12 protein-coding genes are annotated in these 15,001 nt (G+C 70.8%); 6 read left to right on the forward strand and 6 right to left on the reverse strand.

Annotation, left to right across the window (positions count from 1 at the left end):
- Window positions 1-78 precede the first annotated feature (78 nt).
- From J5Y10_RS01845 to J5Y10_RS01860, 4 genes are all read left to right on the forward strand, one after another.
- Window positions 79-2,724 carry a penicillin-binding protein 1A gene (locus J5Y10_RS01845; RefSeq protein ID WP_245214189.1) on the forward strand — a complete coding sequence of 882 codons (2,646 nt, stop codon included), beginning with the start codon at window positions 79-81 and terminating at the stop codon, window positions 2,722-2,724.
- A 111-nt stretch (window positions 2,725-2,835) separates the two neighbouring features.
- A complete protein-coding gene (gene prfB / locus J5Y10_RS01850) occupies window positions 2,836-3,966 on the forward strand; it encodes a peptide chain release factor 2 (protein WP_209369999.1) in 1,131 nt (376 codons plus the stop codon).
- Between the two features lies 1 nt (window position 3,967).
- On the forward strand, window positions 3,968-4,546 hold the full coding sequence (locus J5Y10_RS01855) for a DUF1643 domain-containing protein (RefSeq protein WP_209370001.1): 579 nt from the start codon (window positions 3,968-3,970) through the stop codon (window positions 4,544-4,546).
- 87 nt (window positions 4,547-4,633) lie between these two features.
- Window positions 4,634-5,605: a Bug family tripartite tricarboxylate transporter substrate binding protein gene (locus J5Y10_RS01860; protein ID WP_209370003.1), complete on the forward strand. Its 972-nt coding sequence runs from the start codon at window positions 4,634-4,636 to the stop codon at window positions 5,603-5,605.
- A gap of 51 nt (window positions 5,606-5,656) precedes the next feature.
- On the opposite strand, the gene J5Y10_RS01865 is transcribed toward J5Y10_RS01860, so the two are convergent.
- A complete protein-coding gene (locus J5Y10_RS01865) occupies window positions 5,657-6,715 on the reverse strand; it encodes an ROK family protein (RefSeq protein WP_209370005.1) in 1,059 nt (352 codons plus the stop codon).
- Between the two features lie 74 nt (window positions 6,716-6,789).
- Window positions 6,790-7,320: a GNAT family N-acetyltransferase gene (locus tag J5Y10_RS01870; protein ID WP_209370006.1), complete on the reverse strand. Its 531-nt coding sequence runs from the start codon at window positions 7,318-7,320 to the stop codon at window positions 6,790-6,792.
- A gap of 105 nt (window positions 7,321-7,425) precedes the next feature.
- Here J5Y10_RS01870 and J5Y10_RS01875 point away from each other — a divergent pair, with 105 nt between their 5' ends.
- Window positions 7,426-7,689, forward strand: coding sequence for a hypothetical protein (locus J5Y10_RS01875; RefSeq protein ID WP_209370008.1), 264 nt, complete (start codon window positions 7,426-7,428; stop codon window positions 7,687-7,689).
- 9 nt (window positions 7,690-7,698) lie between these two features.
- On the opposite strand, the gene J5Y10_RS01880 is transcribed toward J5Y10_RS01875, so the two are convergent.
- The 3 genes from J5Y10_RS01880 to J5Y10_RS01890 all read right to left on the reverse strand — a co-directional run bounded on the left by J5Y10_RS01880 (window position 7,699) and on the right by J5Y10_RS01890 (window position 11,986).
- Window positions 7,699-9,339, reverse strand: coding sequence for an AMP-binding protein (locus J5Y10_RS01880; RefSeq protein WP_209370010.1), 1,641 nt, complete (start codon window positions 9,337-9,339; stop codon window positions 7,699-7,701).
- Window positions 9,339-10,094, reverse strand: coding sequence for an enoyl-CoA hydratase (locus J5Y10_RS01885; protein ID WP_408901568.1), 756 nt, complete (start codon window positions 10,092-10,094; stop codon window positions 9,339-9,341). The genes J5Y10_RS01880 and J5Y10_RS01885 overlap by 1 nt, the downstream gene beginning before the upstream one ends.
- Before the next feature lie 182 nt (window positions 10,095-10,276).
- Window positions 10,277-11,986 (reverse strand): MFS transporter, encoded by a 1,710-nt coding sequence (locus tag J5Y10_RS01890; protein ID WP_245214190.1) that lies wholly within the window; start codon window positions 11,984-11,986, stop codon window positions 10,277-10,279.
- A 264-nt stretch (window positions 11,987-12,250) separates the two neighbouring features.
- Between J5Y10_RS01890 and J5Y10_RS01895 the strand changes: the two genes are divergently transcribed.
- Window positions 12,251-14,206 carry an alpha/beta hydrolase domain-containing protein gene (locus tag J5Y10_RS01895; RefSeq protein WP_209370014.1) on the forward strand — a complete coding sequence of 652 codons (1,956 nt, stop codon included), beginning with the start codon at window positions 12,251-12,253 and terminating at the stop codon, window positions 14,204-14,206.
- A gap of 6 nt (window positions 14,207-14,212) precedes the next feature.
- On the opposite strand, the gene J5Y10_RS01900 is transcribed toward J5Y10_RS01895, so the two are convergent.
- On the reverse strand, window positions 14,213-14,986 hold the full coding sequence (locus J5Y10_RS01900; RefSeq protein ID WP_245214241.1) for a ferredoxin--NADP reductase: 774 nt from the start codon (window positions 14,984-14,986) through the stop codon (window positions 14,213-14,215).
- Window positions 14,987-15,001 lie beyond the last annotated feature (15 nt).

Genomic DNA, 15,001 nt, shown 5'->3' on the forward strand with positions numbered 1-15,001 from the left:
GTCATTCGCCCCCACGCCCCGCCAATTGCTAAATGAGTGCTGAGGCCGCCCCGGCTTGGGGCGGCCATGAGGAACGGAATGGCTTCCAGAGATCTCCGCGCCGAACGCCCCCTGGTGGGCGAGCGCCGCCCCCGGGACGGCTCCGCCCCCGTGGATCACAACGGGGAATCCATGGACATCCCGCCGGTGCCGCCCGCGCGCCCGCCGCGCAAGGGTGAGCGGCCCCGCCGGGCAATCTGGCTGCGGCGGACGATCGGCTTCGTCGTCGCCGTGGGCATGACCGGCGCGATCTTCGGCTCCATCGCCGCCTATGGCGTGTGGCGCACGGCCACGGCAGACCTGCCGGATCATGCCTGGCTGGCGGACTACCAGCCGCCGCAGATGTCGCGGATCTACGCCGCCGACAGCCGCCTGATGGCGGAGATGGCGCTGGAGCGGCGCGTCTTCGTGCCGATCGCGGCCATTCCGAAGCGCGTGCAGCAGGCCTTCGTCTCCGCCGAGGACCAGCGGTTCTGGGAGCATCACGGCGTCGATCCCATCGGCATCGCGCGCGCCGTGATGACGAACCTGGAGCAGATGGGCACGGGGCGGCGGGCCGGCGGCGCCTCCACCATCACCCAGCAGGTCGCGAAGAACATGCTGGTGGGCGCGGACCGCACCCTGATGCGCAAGGTCCGGGAGGCGATCCTGGCGCACCGCCTGGAGCAGGCGATGAGCAAGGAGCGCATCCTTGAGATCTACCTGAACGAGATCTTTCTCGGCGCCCAGGCCTATGGCGTGGCCGCCGCCGCGCAGAATTACTTCAACAAGGGCCTGGACGAGCTGAGCCTCGGCGAGACCGCCTTCCTCGCCATCCTCCCCAAGGCCCCGAACAACTACAACCCCGCCCGCTTCCCCGAGGCCGCGAAGGCCCGGCGCGACTGGGTGCTGGACCGCATGGTGGAGGACGGCGCCGCCACCCGGGCCGAGGCCGATGCCGCGAAGCAGGAGCCCATCCAGTACCGCGGCCGCGCCCGGCCGGATCTGGTGGCGGTGGGCCAGTACTTCACGGAGGAGGTGCGGCGCGACCTGAACGCCCGCTTCGGGCCGGAGCAGACGACCATGGGCGGCCTCGTGGTCCGCACCTCCATGGACCCCAAGCTCCAGGCCGCGACGGAGAAGGCGCTGCGCGACCACCTGATGGCCTATGACCGCCGCCGCGGCGCCTGGCGCGGCGCGGTGACGAAGGTCTCCGCCGCCCCTGCCGACTGGATGCCGGCGCTGGAGGGCGTGCAGCACGTCTCGGGCATGCTGCCGGAATGGCGCCTGGCCGTGGTGCTGGAAGTTGGCGCGCGGGAGGCCCGGCTGGGCTGGGCCGAGCGCCCCGGCGGCCCCCGCGCCCCCGCCCAGCCGCGCGAGGGCCGACTGGCGATGGAGGACGTGGCCTGGAGCCGCGTTCAGCGCGAGGGCACCCGCGCGGTGGGCGCCCGCCGCATGGCCGACATCGTCACCCCCGGCGATGTGGTGATGGTGGAAACGGTGGGCGGCTCTCAGGGCCGCGACGCCCGCGCCCCGGCGCGGGAGCGGCTGGCGCTGCGCCAGATCCCGCAAGTGGAAGGCGCGGTGGTCGCGCTCGATCCCGCCACGGGGCGCGTACTAGCGATGTCCGGCGGCTTCAACTTCGACAAGTCCTGGTTCAACCGCGCCACCCAGGCGATGCGGCAGCCCGGCTCCTCCTTCAAGCCCTTCGTCTACGTGACGGCGCTGGAGCAGGGTATCCCACCCAACCAGCAGTTGCTGGACGCCCCCTTCGAGCTGCAGACGGCCCAGGGCGTCTGGCGCCCCGGCAATTACGGGGACCGCACCTCCAATGGCTGGGTGACGATGCGGACCGCCGTTGAGAAGTCGCTCAACCTCGTCACCATCCGGCTGGCGCAGGAGATCGGCATCGACAAGGTGGCCGAGACCGCCCGGCGCTTCGGGGTGATCCCGAACATGCCGCGCGTCCTCTCCATGGCGCTCGGCGCCGGCGAGACGACCGTCATGCGGATGGCCGCCGGCTATGCCTCCTTCGCCAATGGCGGCAAGCGGGTGGAGCCGAGCCTCATCGACAGCGTGCAGGATCGCTTCGGCCACGTGGTGTGGCGGAACGACGCCCGGCGCTGCGAGGGCTGCGACCGCGACGTCTCCGCCGGCCCGCCCCAGCTGGCGGACAACCGCCCGCAGGTCGTGGACCCGATCGCGGCCTACCAGATGGTCTCCATCCTCCAGGGCGTGACCACGCGCGGCACGGGCGTGGCGGCCGCCAAGGGGCTGAACCGCCCCGTGGCCGGCAAGACCGGCACGACGAACGACTACTTCGACAACTGGTTCGTCGGCTTTACCCCGGACATCGTGGTGGCGGTGTGGGTGGGCTTCGACGACCCGCACAGCCTCGGCGACGGCGAGACGGGCGGCGGCAACGCGGCCCCGATCTTCAACGAGGTGGTCTCGGCCGCCCTGCAGGACAGCCCGCCCGTGCCCTTCCGCGCCCCCCCGGGCGTCGCCCTGGTGCGCGTGCAGACGAGCAACGGCCAGACCATCCTGGAGCCCTTCAAGCCCGGCACGGAGAACGCAGCCCGTCCGCCCATGGGCGGGAATGTCGGCTCCGGCGGTGGTGGCGGGGGCGACGGCGCCTATGGCGGCGGCGGTTCCGGCGGTCCCACGGCCTCCGCCGTGGACAGCAGCCTGGGCGGGCTCTACTAGGTCGGGCCAGGATAGCCTATCTCGGGGGCGTCCCATCTCTGGTGGGGCGCCCCTTTCATTTTCGAGAGGATCGGATCGGCGGTTCACGCGATCCGACTGGACCTGCCGAACATGCGTGCCGATGCCGAGGGCCTGAAGGTCCAGATCGCCGACAGCGTCGCCCTGCTGCGCCGCCACCTGAACTGGGATGCGGCCGTGGTGCGGCTGCACGAGCTGAACGCGCGCGCCGAGGACCCCGCCCTCTGGAACGACGCCGCCGAGGCGCAGAAGCTGATGCGCGAGCGCACCCGGCTGTCGGACCAGATCGACGGCGTGAGAAAGCTCGAGCAGGACGTGCAGGACGCCCTGGACCTGATCGAGCTGGCCGAGGCTGAGAGCGATGCGGCCACCGCCGACGCTGCCGTGACCGACCTGCACCGCCTGGCCGCCGAGGCGAAGCGCCGGGAGATCGAGAGCCTCCTCTCCGGCGAGGCCGATGCCAACGACGCCTATGTCGAGGTGAATTCCGGCGCCGGCGGCACGGACGCCCAGGACTGGGCGGAAATGATGCTCCGCATGTACACGCGCTGGGCCGAGGCGCACGGCTACAAGGTGACCATCACCGAGCAGAGCGAGGGCGACGAGGCCGGGATCAAGTCCGCCACCATCCAGGTGAGCGGCCCCAATGCCTATGGCTGGCTCAAGACCGAGATGGGCGTGCACCGGCTGGTCCGCATCTCGCCCTTCGGCGGCAACGATAAGCGGCAGACGAGCTTCGCTTCCGTCTACGTCTACCCGGTGATCGACGACAAGATCGAGGTGGACATCAACCCGGCCGACCTGCGCACCGACACCTTCCGCGCCTCCGGCGCTGGCGGGCAGCACGTGAACAAGACGGAATCGGGCGTGCGCTTCACCCACATTCCCACGGGAATCGTGGCGGCCTCCACCCAGGACCGGAGCCAGCACAAGAACCGCGCGATCGCCATGGCGATGCTGCGCGCCCGGCTCTACGAGCTGGAGCTGCAGAAGCGCGAGGCCCTCTCCGCCGCCACCGAGGCGGGGAAGACCGATATTGGCTGGGGCCACCAGATCCGGTCCTATGTCCTGCAGCCCTACCAGATGGTGAAGGACCTGCGGACGGGGGTGGAGAAGGGCAATCCTGCCGCCGTGCTGGACGGCGACCTGGACGAGTTCATGGCGGCTGCGCTGGCCACGCGCGTGGGCGCCACGCGGTCCGAGGCGAGCGCCAGCGCGCGCTAGGATGAGCGGCGACCTCTTCCCCGAGTCCCCCCGCCCGCAGGACCTGCACGACCCCGGCGGCAAGGTGCGCCTGAAGATCGGGGCGGAGGTGGTTAGCCGCGCCGAGTTCTCCGCCGATGGCCGCTACCGCACCGTGCTGGAGCGGCGCTGGGACGGGCTGCCTTTCGGCAGCCCCGGCGTCTGTGCCTGGATCATGATGAACCCGAGCACGGCGGACGAGACCGTGGACGACCCCACCGTGCGCCGCGCGCGGGACTTCACGCGGCGTTGGGGGTTCGGGGCCATGGTGGTGCTGAACGCCTTCGCCCTGCGCGCGACGAAGCCGGCCATGCTGCTGGAGGCGGAGGACCCGGTGGGGCCGGGGAACGACGCGGCCATCACGGACTGGGCAGGGCGGGTGGAGCGCCTGATCGTCGCCTGGGGCCTGCCGCCGAAACCGCTGCGCTGGCGCGCGGCGCAGCTGGCGGCGCTGCTGGCCGGGGCCGGCGCGCGGCCCATGGCGCTGAGGGTGACGGCGGACGGCCAGCCCGGCCACCCGCTCTACATCGCCGGCACGACGGAGCCGCTTCCCTGGCCCTGACGCGCGGGGGGCGCGCCGACAAGCCGTGACTGGACGCGGTGCCGGGCCGTGGTCCAGGCTTCCTCCATAAAAACGAGGGAGGAAGTCATGATCCGCAGGCGTGATCTCTTCGCGGGGCTCGGCGCGGCGGCGCTGCCGGCCGTTGCGGGGGCGCAGGACACCTATCCCAGCCGCCCCATTACCATGATGGTCGGCTTCGCCCCGGGTGGGGGCACGGACATCGTCTCCCGCATGCTCGGTCCGCGCCTGCAGGAGGAGCTGGGCCAGCCCATCACGGTGGAGAACCGCCCCGGGGCCAGCGGGACCGTGGCCGCGGGCGTTGTCGCCCGGGCGCGGCCGGACGGCTACACCCTTCTCACCGGCACGGTCAGCACGCAGTGCACCGTCGCGCCGCTCATGCGGCCGCCGCCCTATGACCAGCTGCGCGACTTCACGCCGGTGATGCTGGTCGGCACGCTGCCGCTGGTGATGGTGGTGCGCGCCGAGAACCCGGCGCGGGACATTGCCGGCCTGATCCGCTACGCGGAGACCCGGCCGGACGGGCTGAACTACGGCACCTCCGGCGTCGCCAGCCAGCAACACCTGGCGAGCGAGCTTATGGCCCGGCGCACGGGCATGCGGATGACCCACATCCCCTTCCGCGGCACCGGCCAGTCCGTGAACGCCCTGCTGGCGGGGGACGTGGACGTGAACATCGACACGCTCGCCACCTACCTGCCCTATATCCGGGACGGGAAGATGCGCGCCCTGGCCACCACCCTGCCGCAGCGCGCCACAGCCCTGCCGGAGACGCCGACGGTGCAGGAGCAGGGCTTTGCCGGCTACGACATGAGCGTCTGGTACATGGTGCTCGGCCCGGCCGGCCTGCCGCCGGAGATGGTGCGGAAGCTGGAAGCGGCCTATGCCCGCAGCCTCGCGGACCCGACCATCAACCGCCGCCTGGTGGAGGCGGGCTATATCCCCGGCGGCGGCACGGCGGCGGACGCGGCGGGTCTCGTCCGGCGCGACGCCGAGCGCCTGGGGCGGCTGGTGCAGGAGGCCGCGATCCGGCTGGAATAGGCATCATCGCCGCCGCCCGCGCGACGTTGCGGGCGGCGCGAGGGTTACCGATCAATCCGCGCGGCGGTTGGTGAAGCGGGCGTTTCCCAGCCCGGTTCCGATGGTCAGGACGCCCCAGCGCTCCACGTCCTGCATGTTCGGGATCTCGCTGAGCCCCTGGCACACCGCGTCGTTGTGCATCAGCACGGTGGTGGCGTGGCCGCCGATCTCCGGCACGGCCGCCGCGATCTCGCGCGGCAGGTTGAAGCGGCTGCTCTCCCAGTTGCCCGGCAAGTTCTGGCCGCCGCGGTCGATGGAGCCGTCCTCCTCGATGATGCCGGGGCAGCCGACGCCGATGAAGGGGGCCAGGGCGCGCTTCTTCGCCTCCGCCAGCGCCGTCATGCCGCGCAGCATCAGGGCGATGCGCTCCACCGCCTCCTCACGCGTCGGCTTGTCGTCGCGATGGCGCCAGACCTCGATCCCGACGACGCGCGCCTCGGACAAGTCCGGCGCCCGCTTCAGGTTCAGCTCCACCAGCCCGGCGCGGATGTTGGTGCCCCCGATGTCCACGGCCAGCAGGCTGTCATGGCCCGCGAAGATCCAGCTGGGCGCTAGATGCGCGGCGCCGATCAGGGCCGCCTCATCCGGCTCGTGCGTGATGGGGCGCAGCTCCACGCCCTGGTTGTCCGCCTTGAGGAGAAGGGAGGCGCGGCCGATGGCGAGCTGCCCGATCCGGCTTCCGCTCATCCCCCCGCCCACGGCGATGCGCTGCGTGTCCTTCCAGCCCTTCAGCTTCAGGAAGCGGCGGGTGACACCGGCAAGCTCCTGCGCGAACTCCTCGACCACGCTGAGGACCAGGGCCGCGACCTCGGGCCGCTCATCCGCCAGCAGCTTCTCCAGCCGCCGCTTGGAGACCGTCTCGCTCGGCTCGTCGCCCAGCGGGTCCTCGTCTCCCAGCTTGCGGAGGCGGTCCCGCCACTCGTCGAGGATGGCGCGGAAGGCGCGCTTGCTGGCGCGGTCGCCGAGGAAGCCCTCCTTGTCCCGCAGCTCGGCGTTGTAGGCGTCCAGCACCACGCTGGTGAGGCGCGCGGCGCCGTGGCCGGCGACGGGCGGCGGGGAGGTATCGGGCATGGTCCTCTTTGTTCCCGGAATGCCCGGGGAGAACGCGCCCGCACCGCCGCGGTTCAACCGATGTTAAACCGGGCTCAGGGGCGGGTGGGCGGCGCCGTGTCGCCGGGGCCCAGCGCACGGGTCATCAGCACCGTGTCCAGCCAGACCCCGTGCTTGTGCCCGATGGAGGGCAGGACGCCCACGTGGCGGAAGCCCAGCGCCTCATGCAGGCGGATGGAGGGGAGGTTGGCGGAATCCCCGATCACCGCGACCATCAGGCGGAAATCCGCCGCTTCGCAGCGTGCGATCAGGGCGGAGAGCAGGGCGCGGCCGGTGCCCGCCTGCGTGCCGCCGGGCGCGACGTAGACGGAGTTCTCCACGCTGTGGCGATAGGCCGGGCGAGGGCGATAGGCGGATGCATAGGCATAGCCCAGCACCGTGCCGTCCTCATCCGCCGCGACGAGGTGCGGATAGCCGCCGGCCAGGATGGCCTCCCGCCGCGCCGCCATCTCGGCCTCGTCCGGTGCGGTCAGCTCGAAGGAGGCGCGGCCGGTCTCCACCCAGTGGCGATAGATGCGGGCGATGGCCGTGATATCCTCCGGCCGACTGTCGCGGATCTCTCTCATGTGGGAGTCATGCGGCAGGGCCGGGAACACCGCAAGGCGACCGGCCGGAGCAGCGTTTCGTGGCCACCGCGCGCCTCTGGCGCGGCGAGAGGAGGAGGCACCGCCATGCCCACCGAGATTCAGCGCCTGCGGCAGGATCTGGCGGCCGATGCCGCGTTGCGCGAGAGGCTGGCCCCGGCGCTCGGCGCTTCCGCCGATCCGGGCGCGGCCTCTGCCCTCCTGAGGGCCGCAGGCTACGCCATCCCGGCGGAGCAGTTGCCCTTGGCCGCGCCGGGCCCGCGCGCCCTTGGCAAGGCGGATCTGGATAAGGTTGCCGGCGGCGTCATGCCCCTTAAGAACCACACCAGCCCCTTCAACGACCTGTTCTGAGGGCCGTCCTCAGCCGGCGCTTCCCTCCCGCACCGCCTGGCGGAGGGGCACCTTTTGCAGCTTGCCGGTGGAGGTCTTCGGCACCTCCTGGAAGATCACGCGCTTGGGCACCTTGAAGCCCGCCAGCCTCTCCCGCGCATGGGCGATCAGCTCGGCCTCCGTCGCGTCGGCCCCGGGCTTCAGCTCCACGAAGGCCCAGGGCACCTCGCCCCACTTCTCGTCCGGCGCCGCCACCACCGCCGCGACCGCGACGGCGGGGTGCTTGTAAAGCGCGTCCTCCACCTCGATGGAGGAGATGTTCTCCCCGCCGGAGATGATGATGTCCTTCGCGCGGTCCTTGAGCTGCACGTAGCCGTCCGGGTGCTTCACGCCGAGATCGCCGGTGCGGAACCAGCCGCGGGCAAAGGCTTTCTCCGTCGCAGCGCTGTCCTTCAGATAGCCCTTCATCACCGTGTTGCCGCGCATCACCACCTCGCCCATCGTCTTCGCGTCCGCAGGCACGGGGTTGTCGTTGGCGTCCAGTACGTCGAAGGCCTCCAGCGTCACGTAGCGCACGCCCTGGCGCGCCATCAGCGCCGCGCGCTCCGGCGCGGGCAGGGCGTCGTGCTCGGGGTGCCACTCGTTCACCACGGAGGGGCCGTAGCACTCCGTCAGCCCGTAGATGTGGCGCACGGTAACCCCCGCCTCGTCGGCGGCGGCCAGCACCGCCTCGGGCGGCGAGGCTCCTGCCGTGCCGAAGACCAGCCCCGTGCCGGGAACGCGGTTCGGGTCGTTCACCAAGGTCTGCAGCACGATGGGGGCGCCGCACATATGCGTCACGCCATGCGCCGTGATGAGGTCCCACATCGCCGGGCCGCGCACGGCGCGCAGGCAGACATGCGTGCCGGCGACGGAGGCCACCGCCCAGGGGAAACACCAGCCGTTGCAGTGGAACATCGGCAGCGTCCAGAGATAGACGGGCGCGGGCGGGATGCCGCAGGCCAGGATGTCGCCGATGGCACCGAGATAGGCGCCGCGATGGTGGTACACCACGCCCTTCGGCCGCCCGGTGGTGCCGGAGGTGTAGTTCAGCGCGATCGCATCCCATTCATCCGCCGGCGGCTGCCAGTCGAAGGCGGGATCGCCGGAGGCGAGAAAAGCGTCGTAGTCCTCCCCGCCCAGCGTGTGGTCGAAGGGCGCAACGGGATCCTTCACCTCGAGCACCAGGGGCCTGACGGAAGCGGCCTCCAGCGCGCGGCCGAGTAGGGGCAGCAGCTCGCTGTCCACCACGATCGCCCGCGCCTCGCCGTGGTCCAGGATGTAGGCGATGGTGTCGGCGTCCAGCCGCGTGTTGATCGTGTTCAGCACCGCGCCCGTCATCGGCACGCCGTTGTGGCACTCGATCATGGCGGGGGTGTTCGGCAGCAGCGCCGCCACCGTGTCCCCGCGCCCGATGCCGCGGGCGGCGAGCGCGGAGGCCAGCCGCACGCAGCGGTCCCGGTGCTGCCGCCAGGTCAGCCGCAGGTCGCCATGGATCACGGCCACGCGGTCCGGGAAGGTCGCCGCCGCACGCTCCACGAAAAGAAGCGGGGTGAGCGCGCGGTGGTTGGCCTCGGTGCGGGGCAGGGCGTCATAGGCCTGCTTCGTGGAAAGTGGCGGGTTCGTGTCCATCAGCGGTGCCTCCACTCCGGTGCGCGCTTCGCGAGGAAGGCGCCAATTCCCTCGGCCGCGTCCTCGGCCAGCAGGTTCTCCACCATCGCGGCCGCGGCCGCCGCGTAGGCATCTGCCAGCGGCAATCCGGCCTGATGGTAGAAAGTGCGCTTGCCCAGCTGAACCGCGAGAGCGGAGCGGCCGGCGATCCGTGCGGCCAATGCCGCCGTCTCCTCGTCCAGCGCATCGCGCGGCACGATCCGGTTCACCAGCCCGATGCGCCGCGCCTCCTCCGCCCCGATCGGCTCTGCCGTCAGCAGCATTTCCATCGCCGCCTTGCGCGGCACGGCGCGGGAGAGGGGGACGGCGGGGGTGGAGCAGAACAGGCCGATCTCCACGCCCGGCGTGCAGAAGCGCGCGGCATCCGCAGCCACCACCAGGTCACAGGCCGTCGCCAGCTGGCAGCCGGCGGCGGTGGCCATGCCCTGCACGGACGCGATTACCGGCTGTGGCAGGGCGGGGATGGCCTGCATCACCTGCGCGCAGCGCGCCATGGAATCCGCGAAGAAGGCTTGGCCGCCATCGCGGTCGCCGAAGTGGCCAGTGATCTCCTTCAGATCGTGCCCCGCGCAGAAGACGGGCCCTTCCGCCCGGATCACCACGCAGCGGATCGTGTCATCCGCCGCAATCTCCTCCAGGGCAGAGCGCAGCGCGGCCAGCAGCGCGAGGGAAAGACCGTTGCGCGCCCCCGGCCGGTTCAGGGTCAGGGTGGCCACCGCCCTCTCATCCGCGCGCAGGAGAACGGGGGCTGAAGTCCCCGAACCGCCGTCCGGCATGTCGCCTCCCCCCCGCCTGTTGTTCCCATCAGCTTGGGGTGGGGCGGCGGGCGCGTGCAAGGGGCCGGGAAAAGGAAAGGGCGCCGGGATCTCTCCCGGCGCCCCAAGTTGCGCGAGGGCGTTCAGGCCCGCGCGTTGTTTCCCGATTCCTCGGCCGCGAAGATGTCGCGATCCTTGGTTTCCGGGATGAAGATGGCACCGATCACGACAGTCGCGAGCGCGATGACGATAGGGTACCAGAGGCCGTAGTAGATATCGCCGGTCTGCGCGACCATGGCGAGCGAAGTGGCAGGAAGCAGTCCGCCGAACCAGCCGTTGCCGATGTGGTAGGGCAGCGACATGGAGGTGTAGCGGATGCGCGTGGGAAAGAGCTCCACCAGCGCCGCCGCGATCGGGCCGTAGACCATGGTGACGTAGATCACGAGCAGGGTCAGGACGCCGATGATGACGGCCGTCTGCTCGCGGAGGACGTCGAAGGGGCCCGCCATCTTCACGACGGAGGGGTTGGACGCCGCCGGATAGCCCGCCGCCGTCAGCCCCGCGGAGAGCTGCTGGGCGAAGGTGGGGTCCGTGGCGCGGATGGGCGCCCCGTTGTTGATGCGGATCGCCGTGTCCGTGTCGGCCGTGTTCGCCGGCAGCGCCTCGACCGAGTACTGCACCGAGGCGCGGGAGAGGGCGGCCTTGGCGATGTCGCAAGGCTGCGTGAAGCGCGCCGTGCCGACAGGGTTGAACTGGAAGGAGCAGGTGGCGGGGTTGGTCAACACTTGCACGGGGATGCTCTGCTGCGCCCGGTGCAGCGCCGGGTTGGCCTCCGCCGTCAGCAGCTTGAACAGCGGGAAGTAGGTCAGCGCGGCCAAGAGGCAGCCACCGAGAATGATCGGCTTGCGGCCAATCTTGTCGGAGAGCCAGCCGAAGAGGACGAAGCCGCCAGAGCCCAGAAGCAGCGCCCAGGCAATGAGGAGGTTCGTCGTCGGGCCGTCCACCTTCAGAATCGAGCCGAGGAAGAACAGCGCGTAGAACTGGCCGGTGTACCAGACCACCGCCTGGCCCATTGTGAGGCCGAGCAACGCGAGGATGGCCCACTTGGCATTCTTCCACTGGCCGAAGGCCTCGGACAGCGGGGCCTTGGAGCCGGTACCCTCCTCCTTCATCTTCTTGAACGCCGGGCTCTCATGCAGGGTGGAGCGGATCCAGACGGAGATGCCGAGCAGGACGACGGAGAGCAGGAAGGGAACGCGCCAGCCCCATTCCGCGAAGGCCGCCTCGCCGATCCAGGTGCGGACGCCGAGGATGACCAGCAGCGACAGGAACAGCCCCGCCGTCGCGGTGATCTGGATGAAGGACGTGTAGAAGCCGCGCCGGCCGTTCGGCGCGTGCTCGGCCACGTAGGTCGCGGCGCCGCCATACTCGCCGCCCAGCGCAAGGCCCTGGAGGCAGCGCAGCACGATCAGCAGGATTGGCGCGAGGATGCCGATGGTGTCGGAACCGGGGAGCAGGCCGACGATGAAGGTGGACGCGCCCATGATCAGGATGGTGACGAGGAAGGTGTATTTCCGCCCCACCAGATCGCCGATGCGCCCGAAGACCAGCGCGCCGAAAGGCCGCACCAGGAAGCCCGCCGCGAAGGTCAGCAGCGCGAAGATGTTGCGCGTGCCCTCCGGGTACTGGCTGAAGAAGTGCGTGCCGATCAGCCCGGCCAGGCTGCCGTACAGATAGAAGTCGTACCACTCGAAGACGGTGCCGAGGGAGGAGCCGAGAATCACCTTTCTCTCCTCCCGTGTCATCGGGCGGTTCCGGTCGGCCACCACGGCGGTCGATGAATAGGCGCTCATGCGCTGCTTGGTCCTGCTGTCCCCCCGGGGCGCGACATGCCCGGCCTTTTATTCCCCCTCGCACGCCGTGGTGGGCGCGCGGGAACGGGCCGCCGCGCTGGCCCATCCCGCCGACGCTAGAACAAGAAAACGGGAGGTCGCCAGCCGCTTTTCTTAATCATTTGAAATATTGCGATGCAGCATGGACTTGGGGCCAAATGGTTTTGCTAGATGCGGCCGCGGCGCCCATGCTTCCCCGGAGGAAGTCCAACGGGGAAACGGCGCATGGCAATGAGAATGGCGGCGCGCTCGCTCGCGTGCCTCGCCCTCGCGATGGTGGCGGTTCCTGCCGGGGCCGAGGTGACGCGCTTCGACGTCACGGCGCGCGAGGCCGGGGCGCTGGGCGGCCGCGGCTTCGGCGCGCGCGGCACGGCGGAGAAGATCACCGCGCGCGCCACGATCGCGCTCGATCCAGCGGACCCTCGCAACGCGGTGATCGCCGATATCGACCGCGCACCGCGCAACGCGCGGGGACGTGTGGAGGCCGTGACCGACGTGGTGATCCTCCGCCCCGCGCGCCCGAGCGGCACGATGGTGCTGGAGGTGCCGAACCGCGGCCGCAAGCTCCTCACCGGCTGGGCGCAGGACGCCGACGCGAACGGCGCGATCCGCCTGCAGCGCCCGGAGGATGCCGGCAACGGCTTCCTTCTCGAACAGGGCTACACCATCGTCTGGGCGGGCTGGCAGCTTGACACGCCGGCCGGCGACAACCTGCTGCGGATCGACGTGCCCGTCGCGCCCGGCATCACCGGGCCTTCGCGCGAGGAGTTCACTTTCACGGACACGGCCACGCCGAAACGGGTCGCCCTGTCCTACCCGGCTGCCGACCGCGCCTCCGCCCGCATCACCGTCCGCGACCGCACGGATCAGGAGCGCGCCCGGCCGGAGGGCCTCGCGCTCCGCTTCATCGACGATACAACGGTCGAGATCGACCGACCCGCCGGCGTCGCCCCCGGCGCGCTCTACGAGATCACCTACGAGGCGCGCGATCCGAAGCTCTCCGGCATCGGCCTCGCCGCCCTGCGCGACGTGGCGAGCTTCCTGCGCCGTGAGACAGGCCCGGCAAACCCGCTGGCGAGCGAGGGCCGCAGCGGCATCGATCGCGCCATCGGCCTCGGCATCTCGCAATCCGGCCGCGCGCTGCGCGACCTGCTCTACTTCGGCATGAACGAGGACGAGGCCGGGCGGATCGTCTTCGAGGGAATGATGCCGATCATCCCCGGCGCCCGCCGCAGCTTCACCAATGCCCGCTTCGCCCAGCCCGGCCGCAACCCCGGTCCGCAATACGACCGGCTCTTCCCCGTGCTGCAGTTCCCCTTCACCTACCCGGTGACGGAGGACAGCCTGAGCGGGCGGCGCGACGGCATCCTGCTACGCTGCCGCCTGGACAACACCTGCCCGAAGATCATCCATATGGACTCCGAATTCGAGTTCTGGGGATCCCAGGCCAGCCTTCTCGTGACGGACACGCGCGGGAACCACATCGACATGCCGCCGGACGTGCGGCTGTTTCTTCTCTCCGGCGCGCCGCACGGCAATCCGGCCGATGCGGTGGCGCGCCCCAGCCCGGCCTGCGCCCTGCCGTTGAACCCGATCAACGGCGGCCCGGCGCTGCGCGCGCTGATGGTCGCGATGGAAGCCTGGCTGCGGGACGGCACCGAGCCCCCGGCCAGCCGCTACCCCATGCGCGGCCAGGGCACGCTCGTCCCGGCCTCCCAGGTCTATCCCGCCATTCCCGGTCTGGCCTATCGCGGGCAGTACGTGCGGGCGGAGCTGATCGAGGGGACCGCGCCGCTGCCGACGGTGCGCGGCAGCTACCCGATCTTTCTTCCCCGTGCGGGTCTGGACGGCAACGCGGTCGCCGGCCTGCGCCTGCCGCTGCTGGAGGCGCCGCGCGCCACCTATGTCGGCTGGAACGCCCAGAAGGGCGTGGACGGGCCGCAGGAGATCTGCACGCAGGTCGGCAGCGTTCTGCCCTTCGCCGCGACGGAGGCGGAGCGCGAGGCGGCGCGCGACTCCCGGCCATCTCTGGAGGCGCTCTACCCGACTCCGGGCGCCTACGAGGCCGCCGTGCGCGCCGCGACCGCGCGGATGGTCACGGAGCGCGTGTTGCTCCCCGCCGACGCCGAGGCTGCGATCTCGGCGGCGCGGGAAGGCCGGCTGGCGAGGCTCGGCCAGTAGCGGGCGCTACTTGTCGACGAAGGCGCGCTCGACCACGAAGTGCCCGGGCTCGTGCGCGCTGCCCTCCTTCATGCCCAGCGCCTCCAGCCGCGCCTTCGTGTCGGCCAGCATCTCCGGCGAGCCGCAGAGCATGACGCGGTCATTCTCCGGAGAGAGGGGCGGCAGGCCGAGATCGGCATAGATCCGGCCGCTGTCCATCAGCTCCGTGATGCGGCCGCGCGTCTGGAACTCCTGCCGCGTCACGCTGGGGTAGTAGATCAGCTTCTCCCGGACCATCTCGCCCAGGAACTCGTGCTGCATCAGGTCCTGGGTGATGTACTCGCGATAGGCCAGCTCCTCCACGTCGCGCACGGTGTGCGTGACGATCACCTTCTCGAAGCGGTCATAGGCCTCGGGCTCGCGGATCAAGGACATGAAGGGAGCGAGGCCGGTGCCGGTGGAGAGGAACCACAGGTTCTTGCCGGGCAGCAGGTTGTCCAGCAGCAGCGTGCCCACGGGCTTGCGGTTCACCAGCACCGTGTCGCCCACCTGGATGTTCTGCAGGCGGGAGGTGAGAGGACCGTCCTGCACCTTGATGGAGAGGAACTCCAGCGTCTCCTCCCAGGGCGGGGAGGCGACGGAATAGGCCCGCAGCAGCGGCTTGCCCTCCACGATCAGCCCGATCATCGCGAACTGGCCGGCCAGGAAGCGGAAGCCCGGCTCGCGCGTGCAGCGGAAGGAGAAGAGCCGGTCGGTCCAGTGGCGGACCTCCAGCACTTCCGCCTCATGGAAGGCGGACATGGCGGGCCGCTTGGG

It is taken from the genome of Roseomonas indoligenes (genome assembly GCF_017813365.1).
Lineage (GTDB): Bacteria > Pseudomonadota > Alphaproteobacteria > Acetobacterales > Acetobacteraceae > Roseomonas > Roseomonas indoligenes.